The organism is Paramesorhizobium deserti (assembly GCF_001558695.1).
In the GTDB taxonomy this organism is placed as follows: Bacteria; Pseudomonadota; Alphaproteobacteria; order Rhizobiales; family Rhizobiaceae; genus Paramesorhizobium; species Paramesorhizobium deserti.
In genome coordinates, this window is sequence record NZ_LNTU01000038.1 from 21,286 (window position 1) to 38,768 (window position 17,483).

Sequence of the window (17,483 nt, forward strand, 5' to 3'; positions counted from 1 at the left end):
GCCTCGTCCGATCACTTCAGCCCGGCGATGTTCCGGTGAAGCACGTCTGAAAACTTCTTCAACCCGCCTTGCTGAAGTGCGTCCACGAACGCCTCAACCGATGGCATCGTCTTGCGAAGATTGTGTCGCGCACGTTTGACGCTCGAGACCAGTGCGCCGGGAAACGCCGCATGGAGATCGATCAGGAAATCATCCGGCGACTGGCTGGTTACGCCGTAAGGCATGAGATCTCGTGCTGGAAAATCCTTGAGGTTCCAGGTGACGATGACTGAAGCTTTCCCGGCGATGGCGGCTGCGAGCACATGCCGATCGTCAGAATCCGGTAGTTTGAGATCGGCGACCAACGGACGATAATCCGCCACCTCCGCTTCCGGTAAGACAGCCTTCATCCTGTCACGCGTGGCCTCAAGGCGTTCTATTGGCAAGCCAGTCGTGTTGGCGGCAAGATTGCGCATCCACTCATCATGGATGTCGTCGGTCCAGCGCGCCTCGACGAGGCCGTCGAAGGCGCACTGGATCAGGACGTTGCGCGGATGGAAGGGATAGACGGACGGTTTAGAGGCCATGTGTCTGGATGAGGACCTCTGTGTCCTCAGTAAGCGCTTCCATCGCGGCCTGATGGGTGTCGAGCTTGGATTTCAGTGCGAGCACGTCCTTCAGCAAGGCGCGGCGGTGTTTGCCGACGGCGGCGAAACACGATACTTCTACGAAGATCGGTTTGGTACTTCATGGCTACTTGCGAGACAGGGCGATGGTTCGTTCATCGATCCCCTGAATGGAAGGCAATTCTGGCCCATCAGTCTGAATTCATCATTGTCCCGCATTGCCGCCGACCTATGTGAGGCGACTACTGAGATATATTCAAGGGATAAGGACCACCCCTTTGCAGGAGCAATCATCCAGAAATGGCGGTCCTCCTCATTTTCTGGGCGCGGCTCCAAAATGTTCCACCGGCGAAGCTAGCGGACAGGCCGGGGGAACAGCCAATTACGACATGAACATGCATCGTGCTATGGAAAGAAGGCTCCGGCGGAAACTTGGCACCCTTCGCATTCGGGCTTGATTGGGAGATTGCCTCTTTCGTTCCTGCCCATGCACCGCAGACCTTGCCTAAGACCCGTCGCTAGCTAGCGACGACGTTAAGGACAGTCTTAGGCCATCACCGCGCCATCCAGCAAATAGTACCAACCGCGTGGTTACGGAGGCGCCACGACGTCGGCGGTAGTTGATTGCGAATTTGGGGAGCCGCAATGCTACTACATGTGCGATGTGGCTATGGAAAGGCATCGGTAGCGTAGAGAGGGAGGCACGCAATCCTCAAAGGGTCTTGATGTGCGCAAAAATGTGCATATATTGTGCTTTTAGATGAGTGGAGATTAGTTATGGCGCAGGCTCAGGTAGCACATTCCTACGCAGTTGTTTCCGGCTTTGTCGATAGCCTTCAGGAACCGCGCACGCCCTATATCTCGCCGTCCCGCCTCTCGAAGGCGCTCGGCGTTAAAGTCGCGAATCTTGCAGAATTGACCGGCGTTCATCGCAACACTCTGCGCAATCCCTCTTCAGAACGGCTGCAGGGCAGGATGCGGGAAATGATAAAGGCCATCTCTGCAGTGGCCGAACTGACGGGCGATCTTCAGAAGGCAATCTATTGGTATCGGAACGAACCGATTGCCGATTATGGTCATCGCACGGCCGCAGAGCTCGTTGCCGATGGTGAGATCGAGGCTGTCCTTGCGTATATCCGGGACTTGGAGAATGGAGCGCGCGGGTGAAGATCACTCGCATCGGTCCACACGAGGTTTTTCACCGTTATCTGACACCGAAATGGGCATTTCTTCCTATCAGTGGAGCTGGCGCTGCCGTCGATGGCGGCCGTTTCAATCGTCCCGGCGTGGAGGCTCTTTATCTTTCCGTGGCGCCCCAGACCGCACTTTAGGAATATCGGCAGGGTGCCAGCATCACGCCGCCGGCTACGCTTGCCGCCTACAAGATCACGCTAAGCGAGGTTGCTGACCTGTCGGAGGGCTTCGATCCGCTTTATTGGGATGCGGCTTGGGCTCAGTGGCACTGCGCATGGCGGAAGATCGCCCGCATCGACAAGAAAGTGCCTCCCTCCTGGAAGCTGGCCGACGAGGTTATCTCAGCCGGCTTTCGCGGACTTCTCTTCCCGTCGCTACGCCACGCTGGCGGAACCAATCTGGTGATTTTCACTGCCAACCTCGTTGCGGGCGATGAAGTATATGTTCACGATCCAGATAACCGGTTGCCGCGCGATCAATCGTCTTGGCTGCGGTAGCAGCACATTTTCAACAGACTGCCGTGTCGCGGGGATCCGCTCCAGCAGAGCCGGTCAATGACGGAGATCGCGGAGCCATCAGTTTGGTATCAGATACCGAGGATTCACCCATCCCTCGTAGCCTGAATCCTTCACTCGGATATGCACCCATCCGGCTTCCGTCCCAATGATTACAACCGACACCCGGCGTTGGTGCAGCGATCGCAGTGTAAGCGGATCTCTGTCTTTGATGCCTTTGCTACTCTGTAGCTTGTCTGTAGGAACAGAATTCGGGCGTGCATATTCCAGCATTCGATTGAGAACGGCGCAGCCGATGGCGACCTCTGTCTGCTGAGCGCCGAATGAGCGTGCCCGCAGCCGGCGGCCGATGATCGATTTGTACCGACCGATCGCGGTCTCGACCAGCGATCGCTTGCCATATCCTGTAGCGACTTGCCACTTCAACCGGCCATCGGCGTTTATCGCCCCATGTAGGTGCTCGTCCAAGCGGTGTGGATGACCGCGATTGACGCGCCGCAGCCAGGGCAACGTCGGCCATCCGGCTGCAGGCAATGCCTGCAGCCTTTGTGAAATCTAAATTCCCGATCCGTCGAGTTCCTCTTCATCCTTGCCCTCCCACGCGGAGGGTAAGGTCAACTGATCGAGATTGGCTGCCGGCATGGGCATCCAGCATTTCAGTTCCGGTTCAGCGTATGCGATAATCCGGCCCGGCACGGAATCAGAAGAGCGCCAGGCTTCTCCACCGAATCGATCACCCCTTGACCAGTACACGAGATCAACGGCTCCCGGTCCCTGTTCGGATGGACGGATAGTAACGAGGATGCGACTGCCGTCCCTCGGTGCGGATCGCATATGTCTCCAGCGATCTGGCTCTTCCATTGTTGCCTCCGTCTTAACGAATGGCGAGTGTCACCTCGCAAGCGTAAGCAGTCAACGCCTACTCTCAGCGGGGAGGCTCAGCACTGCAATACCTGCTATTGAGGGAAGAGTGCTTGTCTGTCTTCGGCCGCAAATCGGTCACGCCAGCCAACCCAAGTTTGCACCTTGCTGATAATCTGTCACAGAGCGGAAATAATGAATAAGCGGGTCGTGGGTTCATATCCTTCAACTGCAAAGGATTGTGGAAATGCGGATTCCGACGTGAAGCCGGACGCGGTTCCGATCAATTACCGGACACCATTCCGACATGAAGTCGGACAGGATTCCGATTAATTGCCGGACAGCCTTATCGCGGTGGAATAGCAAATCGTCGGTTCTTATCCCTTCCCTTCGTCCTGAGGACGTGCGGGCACGTCCTTCGGATCAAAGGAAGAAGGCTTCGCCCACAGCGGGTTTTCAAGTCCCGACCAAACGGGAAAATCAGGAGATTGAAGCCATGACGACCACTGTCATCATTGAATTGAACAAGCTGGACGCCGACCCCAGGAACGTCCGCAAGACATACAATCCAGCCTAAATTGCCGACCTCGCCGCCAATATCGACGCGGAAGGGGTTCTGCAAAACCTCGTCGTGCGCGCTGGCGAGAAGCGCGGCCGCTACTATGTGACCGCAGGCGAACGTCGGAGAAAGGCGCTGCTGCTCTTGGTAGAGCACGGCAAGATCGCCAAGAACCATCCGGTCGAATGCAAGGTGCGCGATGGCGCGAAGGCAACGGAAACCAGCCCGTCGGAAAACATCTTTCGCGAGGACATGCACCCGGTCGACCAGTTCAAGGCTTTCTCGGTCATGGCGGACGAGGGGAAGTCCATAGCCGACATTGCCGCCCATTTCAGCGTCACCGAAATCATCGTGCGCCGCCGTCTGGCGCTGGCGAAAGTATCGCCCAAGCTACTTGAGCTTCACCGTGACGGGGCAATGACCTTCGACCAGCTTTCCGCCTTCACGGTTTGCGATGACCATGAGCGACAGGAACAGGTCTGGAACAATATGCCGGGTTGGAACCGTCACGCCAACCGGATCAAGTCCAATCTCGTGACCGGCGAGATTGCCAGCACGGACCGGCGCGTAAGGCTGATCGGTGGGCTGGACACCTATGAACAGGCAGGCGGTGCCGTGCGCCGCGATCTCTTCGATGAGCAGGGCGGCGGTTATGTGCTTGATGTCGCATCGCTCGACAGGCTCGCTTCGCAACGGCTGGACGACGTTGCCGCGCCCTTTCGTGAGCAGGGCTGGAAATGGGTGGAGACGGCATTCGCGCGCCCGGATTGGATTTTCAACATTCCGCGCATCTACCCCCAGGAGGTCGAGCTTTCCGCCGAGGATCAGGCCGACCACGACGCGCTCGTGAGCGAACGCGACGATCTGGCCGAAGTGATCGGCGATGATGACGCCGACGAGAGTGCCGGTGAGCGTCTCGCTGAAATCGACAGGCGATTGGACGAGCTTTCCGGGAAACAGGAGGTCTATCGGCCCGACGATATGGCTCGTAGCGGAGTGCTTGTGTTCATCAACCACTCCGGCAAAGCGGAGGCCGCGATCGGCATCGTCAGGGAAGAGGACGAAGCCGGGGAACCGGAAGGCGATAGCGACGAGAACGGAACCGAAGGCAGCGACGCCAGCGCCGAAACCGTTACCGCCGGCGGGGGAAACATCGAGGCCGGCAAAAGTAGCCCGAAGTTTACCCATCCCCAGGCCCTGATCGAGGTTCTGACCGCCAAGAAAACCGCAGCCTTGCGGGTGGAACTCGCGCACAATCCCGATGTGGCCCTTGCCGCTGTCGTCCACGCGATGCTGTTGCGCGTCAGCTATGGCGGATACCCACGCGGGCGGCTGCATCTTGCAATTCCGGCTTATGCGGATTAAATGTGGTTACGTAACCACGATGTTGGAGGCTCGCGATGACCATCACCACGCTGTCAGGCCGGGAGCTCAATCACGACCTTGGCCGCGCAAAGCGCGCCACCAAAGACGGGCCTGTCATCATCACCGACAGGGGGCGGCCTGCGCATGTCCTTTTGTCGTTCGACGAGTACAAGCGGCTTACAGGCAAAATGCGGACGCTTGGTGACATGCTGGCAGCGCCGGGGGCGGAAGACGTTGACTTGCCGCTCCCTGAGCGCACGGAACGTACCCAGCCGGTCGACCTGTCCTGATGCTGTTGCTCGATACCAATGTCGTGTCCGAACTGCGCAAGGTCGCGAGCGGCAAGGCTGATCCCAATGTTGTGGTCTGGAATGAAACCGTCGATCCGGCCGAGACCTTCATTTCTTCCGTGATCCTGCATGAACTGGAGATCGGCGTCCGGCTGGTGGAGCATAATGATAGAGCCGCCGGCAAGGTGCTGCGCAACTGGCTGGAAAATACTGTTCTCACCGCGTTTTCCGGCCGCATCCTGCCTCTGGACGAGGCGGCGGCCGTTCAGGCGGCCCAATGGCATGTGCCCAATCCGAAACCGATCAATGACGCCTTTATTGCGGCGACGGCCTTCACCCGTCGCATGACGCTGGTCACGCGCAATATCAAGGATTTCGAGGGCATGGGTGTCGCGCTTGTGAATCCCTGGGATATGCCGGCATAGAAATCGTCTGCGCCATATGATTGCATCGCGACCGGTTTTCCAGCCGCAGCGCCGCCGGGCGGTGCGGCCGCGGCCGGAGCGAGCTGCAGGCGAGCGATGAGCCAAGCGGAGGAAACCCGCGCTCCGATATTGCTCTGTAGGGTTTTCCGATAGTCTCGATCTCGGAAGATACCGAGACTGGCGAGGTGCGCGAAACTCATCGGCAGCCCAATCTCCAGCCCTTCCGCGATGACCCCGATTGCTGGCTGGTCGCGTCGATCGAGGACTACGATCTCGAAAACGACACGGCGCGGCCGGGCCCGATCTTTTCCGAACGGGTAATTTCGCCGCCGGCTCCGCCTGATATCACCAGCGCCGCTGATGCGCTCGCCGTCATTCTCAACGACCGCGGCCGCGTTGACGTCGATCATATCGTCGAGCTGCTGCACCGTGACGCGGAGGCGGTGATTGCCAAACTCGGCGAGGCCATCTTTCGCGATCCGGCCGACGGGGCATGGCAGACCTCCGACGCCTATCTTTCCGGCCCGATGAGGCGGAGGCGATCACGCCGGCGCTGATATTTGCGGGTCATCTCGGCGCTCGCATGGCCGAGGTGCTTCTGCATGAAGCGTTCGTCGACTTCGGCCGAGGAGGCGATATTCCACCATCAGAGCTGGGCTGAAGGCCAATTCGAATCCGGGGCAATGTCCACTGTCCGAGGACAAAGGACAACCTGTACCAGTTGCGCGGTTTGACGCGGAAGTCCGCCCGCCGGACATGATAGGGAAGGAAGGAGCGCCAGAGTAGGCCTGGCGCTCGCATTTTTGATCAGAGCACGCGGACGTTTTCCGCTTTGGATTTTCCGGTCTTGCGATCTTGACCCAGGTCATAGCTGACGCGCTGTCCGTCGCTCAATGCGCCGCCCTGAACTGCGGAGATATGCACGAACACATCCGTTCCGCCATTTTCGGGTGTGATGAAACCAAACCCCTTCTCGTTGTTGAAGAATTTGACCGTGCCGTTCGCCATGATGTGATCTCCAGAATTCAGCGATGAACGATGGGCTGGAAACCTATAGGCGTGTGACCATAGCGGCAATACCTTCTTTTTCTCTCGGGCGAGCAAGCGGTAGTTCTTGGATGTCACTGCCGCTTCGGTTGACCGTGACGGCATCCCCAACCCGACCGGCAAGCGCTGGAACGACACCACCATCCGGGGCAACCGTATCATCAGTTCTGGCATCCTCAATTGGGAGCTTAGATCGAGGTCATCCGTTGGAAGTCACGTGCCGCATTAATTCAACGGGTTGCAAGCAGCGTTTTGATGTAGAGCTCGCGCAGTTCAAGCGCGAGCGGGCCGGGCTTGCCGGTGCCGATCGGCTGACCGTCGATGGAAACAACGGGCATGACGATGGTCGAGGCGCTGGTGAAGAAGGCCTCGCGGGCGCGTAGCGCTTCTTCCACCGTAAAGGTGCGTTCGACGAAGGTGAGGTTCTTTTCCTCCACGAGGCGCAGGACGGCACGGCGCGTGACGCCGGGCAGCACCGCATGGGAAAGCGGGCGCGAGACGATTTCATCGGCTTGCGTGACGATGAAGGCCGTCGAGGACGCGCCCTCGGTGATAACACCGTCTTCTATCATCCAGGCCTCGCTGGCGCTGGCTTCAGCCGCCGCCCGCTTCGCCAGCACCTGTGCCAGCAGCGAGACCGACTTGATGTCGCGCCGTGCCCAGCGCAGATCGGGCACGGTGATCACATCGGCGCCTTTGGACAGAGCGGCATTGGCGCGCACTGGTTTGGCTTGCGTGAACATCACCACCGTCGGCTTCAGATCGGCGGGGGAGAGGAAATCGCGCTCGGAGACGCCGCGCGTGACCTCGATATAGATCAGCCCTTCCAAGAGGCCGTTGCGTGTTATCAGCTCATTCTGGATGGCCGTCCATTTCGCCGGCGAATATGGGTTGGGAATGCCGATTTCGCGCAAGGAGCGATCGAGCCGCTGCAGATGCGCCTCGTTGTCGGCCAGCCGACCCTCGATCAGTGCCGTCACCTCATAGATGCCGTCGCCGAAGAGAAATCCCCGGTCCATGACCGGGATGGATGCCTCCTCAAGGGGAAGGAACGTGCCGTTGACATAGGCGATACGGGGAGAAGATGCGGCTGGCATTGGGATGTCTTTCTGGTTCGTGAGGGAGGCAAATCGGGTTCGTTCTTTAGCCGCATGATCTTGTCCGGAAGTCTGCAACTTTTTGCTATCGCTGACCTTCGGTTCGGGATCACGCTTTAGCGCAGCATGGTGGACATGGCGGAGAGGCAGTTGATGATGCGCACCGCAGCCTCGACGGTCGGTGCACGGAAACCGAGTTCGTCGCCTGAGAGCCGCTCGAGATCGGGCCACTGGCAGAAGAGATCGGCGAGCGCCGGCGTCTGTGCCCGGATGCGCGCCTCGATGGGGCCGGTCAGCCTGAAAGGCTGCACCTTTTCCAACTGACTCACCGCGTCCTTCATTCCTTCGCGGATCGCGGTCCGCGCGCGCTCGGGTGAAAGGCTCGTTCCACTGTTGCAGCCATGGGCTCGCTTGGTTTCGACGAAGACCGTGTTCGGGAAAAGCGCGCGGTTTTCTGAAATGAACACATCGTCGCCGCTTCCCAGGATTACGGGCACGTCATACTCTCCGGCGAGCGCGCCGTAGATGCCGGCTTCGCCGAGTTCCATCCCGTTCAACTCGATCCGGGCGAAGGCGAAGCTGTTGATGGTGTGGGCGAGAATGCCGCGGCCATGCGCGCGCGAGTGATAACCGATCAGGCAAACAGCGTCCACGCCCTGCTCGACACCGGACATCATGCTCAGGTAGCGCGGCTTGCCCTGCACGGCGAGCGCGCGCGGATCGAGGAGATCGGGCGGCATGTTGCGGAAATTCCCATGGGAATCGTTGACCAGAACCTCCGTCGCGCCGGCATTGAAGGCGCCCGCGATGGCGGCGTTCGCCTCCGCGATCATCAGAAGGCGGGCGCGCTCATATTCGGCATTGCCGGGACGGGTCTGCTCCGGATGATAGACGCCGGCAACGCCCTCTATGTCGGTGGAGATGAGGATTTTCACTGCGGTTGCTCCATAAGCGTGGCAATATGGCCGCCCATCACGTCGAGAAGCGCGCGGCGGCAATGCCCGTCACGCCCCGTCACCGTTTCGGCGTGCCAGAGCGAATGGATGATCGCCTGCTCGGCGCTGTCCGCCACCGCCTGGAACAGCGGGTCGATAAGCGCGTCGTGCAGCATCGCGACATTTGGCATCGGACGCGCCGGGTCGAGCGGCAGCGTATAGGCGGTCGAAAAGGCGAGCGCGATGTCACCGCTGCCATGGCCGAAGACCGAGCCGGTGCGCGCCAGCCCCGCCCCGGCGCGCAAGGAAAGGCGGCGCAATTGCCGCGCGTCGAGCGGCGCATCGGTGGCGATGACGAGGATAATGGAGCCCTTTTCCGGCTCGCCGGTCGCGGCAAGCCTTTCGACCAGCATCGGCCCGATGGCCCGGCCGGCAAGGCTCAACTGCTGCGGTCTTCCGAAATTCGAGAGAACCAGCGCGCCGACGGTGTACTCCGCACCATCGGCGCTGGGCACCCGCCGCGAGGCGCTGCCGATGCCGCCCTTGACACCGAAGCTCGACATGCCGCGCCCTGCGCCCACAGCGCCTTGCATGAAATCCGGCCCCGCGACGGCATAAGCCGTGAGATAGTGCTCCTCGTTGACCGCCATCGCCTGGATATCGTTCAAATAGCCGTCATTACATTCGAAGACGAGCGGATTGACAGTGGGCAGCCGCCGCCCGCATTGCGGATTGGCCGCCACGCATTGGCGGATCTGCGCCTGCGCGACCGTTCCGACGGAAAAGGTGTTGGTCAGGGCGATCGGCGTTTCCAGTACGCCAAGCTCCTCCACCTGCATCAGGCCGATGCTCTTGCCGAAGCCGTTCAGCACCGTGGCGGCGGCGGGAACGCGGTCGCGATAGGGATCGCCGCCATGCGGGCGCACCACCGTCGCGCCAGTCTGGAGAGGACCTTCGGCAATGGTTGCATGGCCGACTGTGACATCAGCCACATCGCTGATCGCGTTGCGCGGGCCGGCTTTCAGCGCGCCGATGTGAGGCGGCTCTATGGAATCGGGTTTCACTCCCGCCTCCTAGGTGCGATCAATCTTCGGATCGAGCGCGTCGCGCAGGCCATCGCCGAGAAGATTGAACGCCAGCACGGTGAAGAAGATGGCGAGGCTCGGAAACAGCGCCACATGGGGCGCGTTGACCATGTCGGCACGCGCATCGTTGAGCATCGCGCCCCATTCCGGCGTCGGCGGCTGCGCGCCCATGCCGAGGAAGGAGAGGCTGGCGGCGGTGATGATCGAGGTGCCGAGCCGCATGGTGAAATAGACGACGATGGAGGAGATCGTGCCCGGCAGGATGTGCCGTACCAGAATAGTCCAGTCGGACGCGCCGATGCTTTTGACCGCTTCGATATAGGTCATGTGCTTCAACACCAGCGTATTGCCGCGCACCAGGCGGGCGAAAGCAGGGACGGAGAAGACCGACACGGCGACCACTACATTGATCATGGAACTGCCGAGAATGGCGACGACGCCGATCGCCAGCAGGATGCCGGGGAAGGCGAAGAGCACATCCGATATGCGCATGACGATGCGGTCCCACCAGCCTTCGTAATAGCCGGCGAGGAGGCCGAGCGCGGTGCCTACCAGGCCGCCGAGCGCTACAGAGAGAATGCCGGTCGCCAGCGAAATGCGCGCGCCCATCAGGATGCGACTGAAGATATCGCGCCCGAGCGGATCGACGCCCAGCCAGTGCGACCAGGAGGGGCCGGCATTGAGCTGGTCGTAATCGAAATAATTCTCCGCATCGTAAGGGACGATCCAGGGCGCCAGCACGGCGAGGACTATCAGGAGCGCCACGAAGGCGAGCGCGGTGAGCGCCACCGGCTGCTTGCGGAACTTGCGCCAGAATTCACTCCACGGCGTGCGGACGGTCTCGGAAGCAGCGGCGGTGCCGGGGTCGAGCGGAACGGTTTGCGTCATCGTCAGCTCACTTGTAGCGGATGGTTGGGTTGATAAGGCCATAGAGCACATCCACGACGAGGTTGATCAGGATGAATTCCAGCGAGAACAGGAGCACCAGCGCCTGGATCACGGGATAGTCGCGCTGGTTGACGGCGTCGACCAGCAGGCGACCGAGCCCCGGCCAGTTGAAGACCGCTTCCACGACGATCGAGCCGCCGAGGAGGAAGCCGAACTGCAGGCCCATCATGGTTACGACAGGGATCAGCGCATTGCGCAGACAATGTTTAGCGATCACTACACGTTCGTTGAGCCCTTTGGCCCGCGCGGTGCGCACGAAATCCTCCTGGATCACGTCGACGAAAGAGGCTCGCGTGAAGCGCGCCATGACGGCGGCCACGGCAGCGCCGAGCGTCAGCGACGGCAGGATGTAATTTCTCCAGCTGTCGGCGCCGACGGTCGGCAGCCAGCCGAGCTGGACCGAGAAAACCTGCATCAGCAGCATTCCGAGCGCGAAGGCCGGGAAGGAAATGCCCGATACAGCCAGCGTCATGCCGAGCCGGTCCGGCCACTCATTGCGGTAGACGGCGGAAACGATGCCGATACCCATGCCGAAGGCGACGGCCCAAACCATGCTGGTGATGGTCAAAAGAAGCGTCGGCATGAAGCGTTCGGTGATCTCGGTTGAGACCGGACGGCGCGTGCGGATCGACGTGCCGAAATCACCCTGGATGAGATTGCCGAAATAGGTGACGAACTGTTCGGGCAGTGGCCGGTCCAGGCCCAGTTCGCTGCGCACCAGCGCTACCGTCTGTTCGTCGGCATCCTGTCCCGCCGCAAGCCGCGCGGGATCGCCCGGCAGCATGTGCACGAAAAGGAACACGAGTACCGAAACGATCAACAGCGTGGGAAGCAAGCCCGTCAGCCGTTTCAGAAAATAGTAGAGCATGGTTCAAGACCGATCTGCGATGGATGAAGGTGGAGCCCGGCGCGCATCCGGGGGTGTGATGCGCGCCGGGACGGAAAGCCGTTTACTCGGAAACGGCGATCTCGCTTGCGTCGATGTTGCCGTCGGGCTGGACATAGATGCCGGAGAGACGCTGGGAGGTGGCGTAGAGGATCTTCTCGGTCACCAGCGGCGCCCAGGGCGCATCCTTCATGATCTGTTCCTGTGCCTGGCGGTAGAGGTCCGTCTTCTCATCGTCCTTGGTCGTGCGCAGGGCCTTCGCGAGAAGCTCGTCCACCGTCTTGTTGCTGTAGTAAGAGGTGTTGCTCAGTCCGGGAGGCCAGGCTTCCGTCGAGAGCAGCGGACGCAGCGCCCAGTCGGCTTCGCCCGTCGAGGACGACCAGCCAATATAGTACATGCGCACCTTGGCGGTCTGGGGATCGGGCCAGGCGTTCACCAGCTCGGTGCGCTGACCGGGTTCGAGCGCCTGGATCTGCACCTTGATGCCGACCTGGGCCAGCTGCTGCTGCAGGAACTGAATCGTCTTTTGCGCCGTAGTGGTGGTGTAGCCGCTCCAAAGCGTCGATTCGAAGCCATCAGGATACCCTGCTTCCTTCAGCAGTTCGCGCGCCTTGGCCGGATCGTATGGCCAGGGGTCCATCTTGTAGGCAAAGGCCACGCCTTCGGGCACAATACCCTGAGCCGGCGCAGCGAAGCCGTTAAAGGCGACCTTGGCGAGTGCCTCCTTGTTGATGGCGTAGTTGATGGCCTGGCGGACCCGGAGGTCATCGAACGGCTTGTGCAGCATGTTGAAGCTGACATAGCGCAGGATGATCGACGGAGCGGTTGTCACATTGAGCTTGTCGTTGGCCTCCAGCGCGGCCGCCTGCTCATAGGGAAGCGTGAAGGCAAAGTCCGCCTCGCCGGTCTGCAGCATGGCGGCGCGGGTGTTATTCTCCGGCACCGGTTTCCAGGTGATGGAATCGATCTTCGGATAACCCGCCTTCCAATAGCCGTCGAACTTCCTGCCCTTGATGTAGTCAGTCTGCTTCCAGTCCTCGAACACGAAGGGGCCGGTGCCGACCGGATGGAGGGCGATGTCCTTGTTGCCGTATTTGGCGAGCGCGGCCGGCGAGAGCATGGCGGCCGATGCGTGGGCGAGCGAATTGATGAAGGCGCTGAACGGCTCCTTCAGCGTGATCTTCACCTCATGGGGCGCTGTCGCTTCCACCTTTTCGATACGGTTGAACTGGTTGTAGCGCAGCAGCTTGTTGTCCGGGTTCAGCACCCGCTCGAGCGTCACCTTGACGGCTTCGGAATTGAAGTCGGTGCCGTCGTGGAACTTGACGCCTTCGCGTAGCTTGAAGGTGTAGACAAGGCCGTCGTCGGAGACGGTGTAGCTCTCGGCCAGCACCGGCTGCACCTTCAGATCCTTGTCGAAGCCGAACAGGCCTTCGTAGAACGATTTGGTGACGGCGGTCGTCAGCGTCGTGTTGGTGTTATAGGGATCGAGCGTCTCGGGCGGGTTGGAGATGGCCAGCACCGGATCCTTCTCGGCGAGCGCCGGCGTCGCGCCGAGCGCCATTACGGCGAGAAGACCCAAGGCCAATCGTCGACCTCGGTGGAGCAGAGTTTTCATAACATTGTTCCCTCTGTTGTTAGCGGTTGAAATTGCATCAGCGACCGAAGACGCCGACGGGGTGACGGGCGACGAAATGGCCGGGGCCGACCTCGACAAGAGGCTCGACCACGGGCTCGTCGCCGATGGTACGGACGGGGCTTGGCAACTCGTCGGTGGCAGGCTCTCGGCGCAGGTGCCGGCGCGCCGGATCGGCAACGGGGACGGCGGCCATCAGCTTCTTCGTATAGGGGTGCCGCGGATTCTCGAAGATCGCCTGGCGTGGGCCGATCTCGACGATCTGGCCGAGATACATCACCGCCACGCGATGGCTGATACGCTCGACCACCGCCATATCATGCGAAATGAAGAGATAGGCGACCCCGAGCTCGCGCTGCAGGTCGAGCATCAGATTGACGATCTGCGCCTGGATCGAGACGTCGAGCGCCGAGACCGCCTCGTCGGCGATCACGACTTTCGGGTTCAGCGCCAATGCGCGGGCGATGGCGATGCGCTGGCGCTGACCGCCGGAAAATTCATGCGGGTAGCGCTGGGCGTGGGCGGGCGACAGGCCGACTTTTTCCAGCAGCCATTCGACCCGTTCCCGCGCCTGGCGGCCGCTGGCCGTGCCGTGCACCAGGAGCGGCTCCTGAATAGAGAAGCCGACTGTGACGCGCGGGTCGAGCGAGGCGAAGGGATCCTGAAAGATGAACTGGATGTTGCGCCGGAGATTGCGCAATTCGTTCTTCGGCAGGTCGAGGATGTTGCGGCCGTCGAACTCGATCACGCCGCTCTGGCTGTTGACGAGACGGAGCAGCGAACGGCCGGTGGTGGACTTGCCGCAGCCGGATTCACCCACCAGCGACAATGTTTCTCCGGGATGGAGATCGAAGCTGACCTTCTCGACGGCATGGACCCGCCGCGTCACGCGGTTCAGGATGCCGCCGCGCATGTCGAAGCGCGTCACCAAATCCTTCACCCGCAGGATGGGTGCCGCACCCTGTTTCACCTTGTCTTGAGGCGTGGCTTCCTCGGCGGGAGCGTTGCTATCTACACGCAGCAGGTCGAATTTGCGGGGGGCGTCCGTCCCGGTCATCGCGCCAAGTTTGGGCACGGCCGACAGAAGCGCGCGGGTATAGGGATGCCCTGGTGAGGAGAACACCGTTTCGGACCGGCCTTCCTCCACCTTGTCACCGCGACACATCACCAGTACGCGATCGGCCACCTCGGCGACCACGCCCATGTCGTGGGTGATGAACACCACGCCCATTTTCATCTCTTCCTGCAGCATGCGGATCAGTTGCAGGATCTGCGCCTGGATGGTGACGTCGAGCGCGGTGGTCGGTTCGTCGGCGATCAGCAGCGAGGGCTTGCAGGAGAGCGCCATGGCGATCATCACGCGCTGACGCATGCCACCGGAAAGCTGATGCGGATAACGGTCGAGCACGTTGCGCGCCTCGGGGATTCGCACCAGGTCCAGCATCCGGAGCGCTTCCGCCCGCGCGGCGCTCGCGCTCTTGCCCTGGTGCACGCGGATCGCCTCGGCGATCTGGTCGCCGGCGGTGAAGACCGGGTTGAGCGACGTCATCGGCTCCTGGAAGATCATGGCGATATCGGCGCCGCGAATGGAGCGCATCGTCGCATTGTTCGCCCGCGCCAGATCCAGCACCGCGCCGGAACGGCGGCGGAAAGTCATGGCTCCGGAAGCGATGCGCCCGCCGCCATGCTCCACGAGCCGCATCAGGGCGAGCGAGGTGACCGACTTGCCGGAGCCGGACTCGCCGACGATCGCCAGGGTTTCACCGCGTGCGACATTAAAGGAGAGATCGCGCACAGCCGTCACCGTGCGCTCCGACGTGGAGAAGCGCACCGTGAGGTCCTTGACCTCCAGCACCTGTCCTTCGGCCAGGACAGGCGGACGAGCGGCTAGGGGAGCGGTCAGGGTTGCGGAAGAAGACATGGATGATCCACTCGATCAGAACGAAGAGGTGCCGGACGGATGCGCGAAGATAGCCGTGTGAGGAACCTCACCGACACGGGCATAGCCGCGATACATCCCCTCGGTGTTGAAGGGCAGCGAGACATTGCCTTTCGCATCGACCGCGATCAGGCCGCCGCGCCCGCCGACCGGCGGCAAAATCTCCATCACGATCTGCCGCGCCGCCTCGTCCAGTGTCGCGCCCGCATAGGCCATGCGCGCGCAAAGATCATGGCTGGCGACCGTGCGGATGAACGCCTCGCCGTGCCCGGTGCAGGAAACCGCGGCCGTCCGGTTATCGGCATAGGTTCCGGCGCCGATCAGCGCGGAATCGCTGATGCGCCCCGGCCGCTTGTTGGTCATTCCGCCGGTGGAGGTGGCGGCGGCGAGATTGCCGTGGGCGTCGAGCGCGACCGCGCCGACTGTGCCAAATTTACGGTCCTCGTCCAGCGGCTTGCCGCCGCCGTCATGGTCGAGAACGGCCGTTGTCGTGCCCTGGACGCGGTGAAGCTGCTCACGCCGGAATTCGGTGGAGAAATAGCGGGGTTCCACCATCTCCAGCCCCATCTCGCGTGCCATGGCTTCCGCGCCGCTGCCCGCCATCAGCACATGGTCGCCCTGGTCGAGAACCGCGCGCGCGGCCAGAACCGGGTTGCGGATATGGCTGACACCGGCGACGGCGCCCGCACGCAATGTCGCGCCGTCCATCACCGCCGCATCGAGTTCATGGGTGGCGGCGCGGGTGAACACGGAGCCGTGCCCGGCATTGAAGAGCGCGTTGTCCTCAAGCCGCTGCACCGCGCGCCCGACCACGTCAAGCGCCGCCGCACCGTCGCTCAGCGCCTGCTGCGCCTCGGCGAGGATTTCGGCGAGCGCGGCATGATAGGCGGCTTCCTGGGCAGGCTCGATGGCTGCGCGGGTGAGCGTGCCGGCGCCGCCATGAATGGCGATAACGGGTTGTTTAGTGATCATTCCGGTTCCTTGCGGGAGGATGTGGTGGGGCCCGTCTTCTTGGCGGCCGATCTTTCGGCCACAGGACGCAGCCCGTCGGCATGGTTGCCATGAAACCAGGGCAACACGGCCTCGGTGAGTTGTTGCGCCGCCCTGACCGATGCGCCCGAAGCATGGGCCACGGCGCTGTTCAGCGCCTCTATCAGCGCCAGCGAGCTTGCGTCGGAGCTGGCGTAATATTGGCTGTCTGTATTGCCATAGAGCGCGATGCTTGAGAGCGATGCGATGGGCGAATTGGGGCCGTCGGTCAGCGCCAGAAGACCTATTCCTGCCTCGTGTACGCGTCGTGCGAGCAGCACCGTATCGGAAAAATAGCGAGGAAAAGCGATGGCGATCACCAGATCGTCGGGCTTCAGGCGATGAAGGGCGCGCGCGGCGTAGGACGATCCTTCGACATTCGCGAGCAACTGCACATTCTCGCAATAGAGTTCGAGATTGCGTAGAAGCAGGCCGCCAAGCCAACTGCTCGAACCGAAGCCGATGATGAAAATCCGCCGCGCGGCAAGGATGGCGTCGACGGCGCGGGCGCACTCGTTGGGATCAAGTCCCTGCCGGGTCCGTTCGATATTGCCAGCCATATCGGCGAGTGTCGCTGTAAAGACATCGGCAACACCGGCCGATTGGTCCAGCTTGCTGCGCAGCTTCTCCACCGGCGCCAGCGCTGCCTCGAAGCCCAGCACCAGCGCGGCACGGAACTGTGCATAACCCTCAAAACCGAGCGCCCGGGCAAAACGATTGGCGGTGGCGACCGAAACGCCGGTCGCGGCCGCCAGTTCATCGATCGGCATGGCGGCGACCCGCAGGGGATGATCGAGCACGTAATCGGCGATCTGGCGGTGTGACGGCGACAGCGCGGCATGCGCGATACGCTGCGCTATGGAGGGGTTGCCGGGAAGCGTCGCCATCTTGAGTTTTGTTCCACCTCGCCTCCGCCGGTTCAGCCAGCGGATGACTAAAAATTTTCATTTTGAGATTACTAACGATATTTTTTTATCGTGCGCAAGGGGGATTGCTATTTTTTGCACACTGGATCGGCGTGATCGCTTTTCGGGCAAAGCCTGGGAAGCCGACTTTTCAGTGCCGTA

Annotated in this window: 16 protein-coding genes and 4 pseudogenes; 6 read left to right on the plus strand and 14 right to left on the minus strand. The window is 61.5% G+C overall.

All coding sequences use genetic code 11. The features are described from left to right. Positions 1–11: 11 nt before the first annotated feature. Positions 12–566, minus strand: coding sequence for a PIN domain-containing protein (locus tag ATN84_RS21130; protein WP_068884491.1), 555 nt, complete (start codon positions 564–566; stop codon positions 12–14). After that, positions 556–693 (minus strand): annotated as a pseudogene (locus tag ATN84_RS27880) (DNA-binding protein); the annotation flags it as partial. The gene ATN84_RS21130 and the pseudogene ATN84_RS27880, both read right to left, overlap by 11 nt. Before the next feature lie 689 nt (positions 694–1,382). Here ATN84_RS27880 and ATN84_RS21140 point away from each other — a divergent pair. Continuing rightward, positions 1,383–1,772, plus strand: coding sequence for a hypothetical protein (locus ATN84_RS21140; RefSeq protein WP_068884493.1), 390 nt, complete (start codon positions 1,383–1,385; stop codon positions 1,770–1,772). Next, positions 1,769–2,296, plus strand: a pseudogene (locus ATN84_RS27885) (RES family NAD+ phosphorylase). The gene ATN84_RS21140 and the pseudogene ATN84_RS27885 overlap by 4 nt, the downstream one beginning before the upstream one ends. Before the next feature lie 261 nt (positions 2,297–2,557). Here ATN84_RS27885 and ATN84_RS26420 read toward each other — a convergent pair. Together ATN84_RS26420 and ATN84_RS21145 are read right to left on the minus strand one after the other, a co-directional pair. Then, positions 2,558–2,752: pseudogene (locus tag ATN84_RS26420) on the minus strand (IS5/IS1182 family transposase); the annotation flags it as partial. A 117-nt stretch (positions 2,753–2,869) separates the two neighbouring features. After that, positions 2,870–3,175, minus strand: coding sequence for a hypothetical protein (locus ATN84_RS21145; protein ID WP_068884494.1), 306 nt, complete (start codon positions 3,173–3,175; stop codon positions 2,870–2,872). Between the two features lie 577 nt (positions 3,176–3,752). Between ATN84_RS21145 and ATN84_RS21150 the strand changes: the two genes are divergently transcribed. The 4 genes and pseudogenes from ATN84_RS21150 to ATN84_RS21165 all read left to right on the plus strand — a co-directional run. After that, entirely contained in the window at positions 3,753–5,099 is a 1,347-nt protein-coding gene (locus ATN84_RS21150) for a ParB/RepB/Spo0J family partition protein (RefSeq protein WP_082766425.1), read from the plus strand. Positions 5,100–5,134: 35 nt separating this feature from the next. Then, complete coding sequence (locus ATN84_RS21155; protein WP_068884496.1) at positions 5,135–5,389, plus strand: type II toxin-antitoxin system Phd/YefM family antitoxin; 255 nt, start codon at positions 5,135–5,137, stop codon at positions 5,387–5,389. Continuing rightward, on the plus strand, positions 5,389–5,814 hold the full coding sequence (locus tag ATN84_RS21160) for a type II toxin-antitoxin system VapC family toxin (RefSeq protein ID WP_068884497.1): 426 nt from the start codon (positions 5,389–5,391) through the stop codon (positions 5,812–5,814). The genes ATN84_RS21155 and ATN84_RS21160 overlap by 1 nt, the downstream gene beginning before the upstream one ends. 152 nt (positions 5,815–5,966) lie before the next feature. Next, positions 5,967–6,353: pseudogene (locus ATN84_RS21165) on the plus strand (hypothetical protein); the annotation flags it as partial. Between the two features lie 268 nt (positions 6,354–6,621). Here ATN84_RS21165 and ATN84_RS21170 read toward each other — a convergent pair. The 10 genes from ATN84_RS21170 to ATN84_RS21215 form a co-directional block, all read right to left on the minus strand. After that, positions 6,622–6,822: a cold-shock protein gene (locus tag ATN84_RS21170; protein WP_068884499.1), complete on the minus strand. Its 201-nt coding sequence runs from the start codon at positions 6,820–6,822 to the stop codon at positions 6,622–6,624. A 269-nt stretch (positions 6,823–7,091) separates the two neighbouring features. Then, positions 7,092–7,958 carry a D-amino-acid transaminase gene (locus ATN84_RS21175; RefSeq protein WP_068884500.1) on the minus strand — a complete coding sequence of 289 codons (867 nt, stop codon included), beginning with the start codon at positions 7,956–7,958 and terminating at the stop codon, positions 7,092–7,094. A 116-nt stretch (positions 7,959–8,074) separates the two neighbouring features. Further along, positions 8,075–8,893: a M55 family metallopeptidase gene (locus ATN84_RS21180; RefSeq protein ID WP_068884501.1), complete on the minus strand. Its 819-nt coding sequence runs from the start codon at positions 8,891–8,893 to the stop codon at positions 8,075–8,077. Then, positions 8,890–9,957 (minus strand): DmpA family aminopeptidase, encoded by a 1,068-nt coding sequence (locus ATN84_RS21185; protein WP_068884502.1) that lies wholly within the window; start codon positions 9,955–9,957, stop codon positions 8,890–8,892. The genes ATN84_RS21180 and ATN84_RS21185 overlap by 4 nt, the downstream gene beginning before the upstream one ends. A 9-nt stretch (positions 9,958–9,966) precedes the next feature. Beyond that, positions 9,967–10,866, minus strand: coding sequence for a glutathione ABC transporter permease GsiD (gene gsiD, locus ATN84_RS21190; RefSeq protein ID WP_068884503.1), 900 nt, complete (start codon positions 10,864–10,866; stop codon positions 9,967–9,969). A gap of 7 nt (positions 10,867–10,873) precedes the next feature. After that, entirely contained in the window at positions 10,874–11,794 is a 921-nt protein-coding gene (gene gsiC, locus ATN84_RS21195; protein WP_068884504.1) for a glutathione ABC transporter permease GsiC, read from the minus strand. An 82-nt stretch (positions 11,795–11,876) separates the two neighbouring features. Next, positions 11,877–13,430 carry a glutathione ABC transporter substrate-binding protein GsiB gene (gene gsiB / locus ATN84_RS21200; protein WP_068884505.1) on the minus strand — a complete coding sequence of 518 codons (1,554 nt, stop codon included), beginning with the start codon at positions 13,428–13,430 and terminating at the stop codon, positions 11,877–11,879. Positions 13,431–13,467: 37 nt separating this feature from the next. Beyond that, positions 13,468–15,369: a dipeptide ABC transporter ATP-binding protein gene (locus tag ATN84_RS21205; protein WP_068884506.1), complete on the minus strand. Its 1,902-nt coding sequence runs from the start codon at positions 15,367–15,369 to the stop codon at positions 13,468–13,470. Positions 15,370–15,384: 15 nt separating this feature from the next. Beyond that, positions 15,385–16,359 carry an isoaspartyl peptidase/L-asparaginase family protein gene (locus ATN84_RS21210; protein WP_068884507.1) on the minus strand — a complete coding sequence of 325 codons (975 nt, stop codon included), beginning with the start codon at positions 16,357–16,359 and terminating at the stop codon, positions 15,385–15,387. Beyond that, on the minus strand, positions 16,356–17,303 hold the full coding sequence (locus tag ATN84_RS21215; protein ID WP_068884508.1) for a MurR/RpiR family transcriptional regulator: 948 nt from the start codon (positions 17,301–17,303) through the stop codon (positions 16,356–16,358). Before ATN84_RS21215 ends, ATN84_RS21210 begins: the two co-directional genes overlap by 4 nt. Between the last annotated feature and the right edge of the window lie 180 nt (positions 17,304–17,483).

What these genes read in the sequence shown, in the direction of transcription:
- ATN84_RS21130 (WP_068884491.1), bottom strand. Translation starts at nt 566, where the DNA reads ATGGCCTCTAAACCGTCCGTCTATCCCTTCCATCCGCGCAACGTCCTG.
- ATN84_RS21140 (WP_068884493.1), top strand. Translation starts at nt 1,383, where the DNA reads ATGGCGCAGGCTCAGGTAGCACATTCCTACGCAGTTGTTTCCGGCTTT.
- ATN84_RS21145 (WP_068884494.1), bottom strand. Translation starts at nt 3,175, where the DNA reads ATGGAAGAGCCAGATCGCTGGAGACATATGCGATCCGCACCGAGGGAC.
- ATN84_RS21155 (WP_068884496.1), top strand. Translation starts at nt 5,135, where the DNA reads ATGACCATCACCACGCTGTCAGGCCGGGAGCTCAATCACGACCTTGGC.
- ATN84_RS21160 (WP_068884497.1), top strand. Translation starts at nt 5,389, where the DNA reads ATGCTGTTGCTCGATACCAATGTCGTGTCCGAACTGCGCAAGGTCGCG.
- ATN84_RS21170 (WP_068884499.1), bottom strand. Translation starts at nt 6,822, where the DNA reads ATGGCGAACGGCACGGTCAAATTCTTCAACAACGAGAAGGGGTTTGGT.
- ATN84_RS21175 (WP_068884500.1), bottom strand. Translation starts at nt 7,958, where the DNA reads ATGCCAGCCGCATCTTCTCCCCGTATCGCCTATGTCAACGGCACGTTC.
- gsiD (WP_068884503.1), bottom strand. Translation starts at nt 10,866, where the DNA reads ATGACGCAAACCGTTCCGCTCGACCCCGGCACCGCCGCTGCTTCCGAG.
- gsiC (WP_068884504.1), bottom strand. Translation starts at nt 11,794, where the DNA reads ATGCTCTACTATTTTCTGAAACGGCTGACGGGCTTGCTTCCCACGCTG.
- gsiB (WP_068884505.1), bottom strand. Translation starts at nt 13,430, where the DNA reads ATGAAAACTCTGCTCCACCGAGGTCGACGATTGGCCTTGGGTCTTCTC.
- ATN84_RS21205 (WP_068884506.1), bottom strand. Translation starts at nt 15,369, where the DNA reads ATGTCTTCTTCCGCAACCCTGACCGCTCCCCTAGCCGCTCGTCCGCCT.
- ATN84_RS21210 (WP_068884507.1), bottom strand. Translation starts at nt 16,359, where the DNA reads ATGATCACTAAACAACCCGTTATCGCCATTCATGGCGGCGCCGGCACG.
- ATN84_RS21215 (WP_068884508.1), bottom strand. Translation starts at nt 17,303, where the DNA reads ATGGCGACGCTTCCCGGCAACCCCTCCATAGCGCAGCGTATCGCGCAT.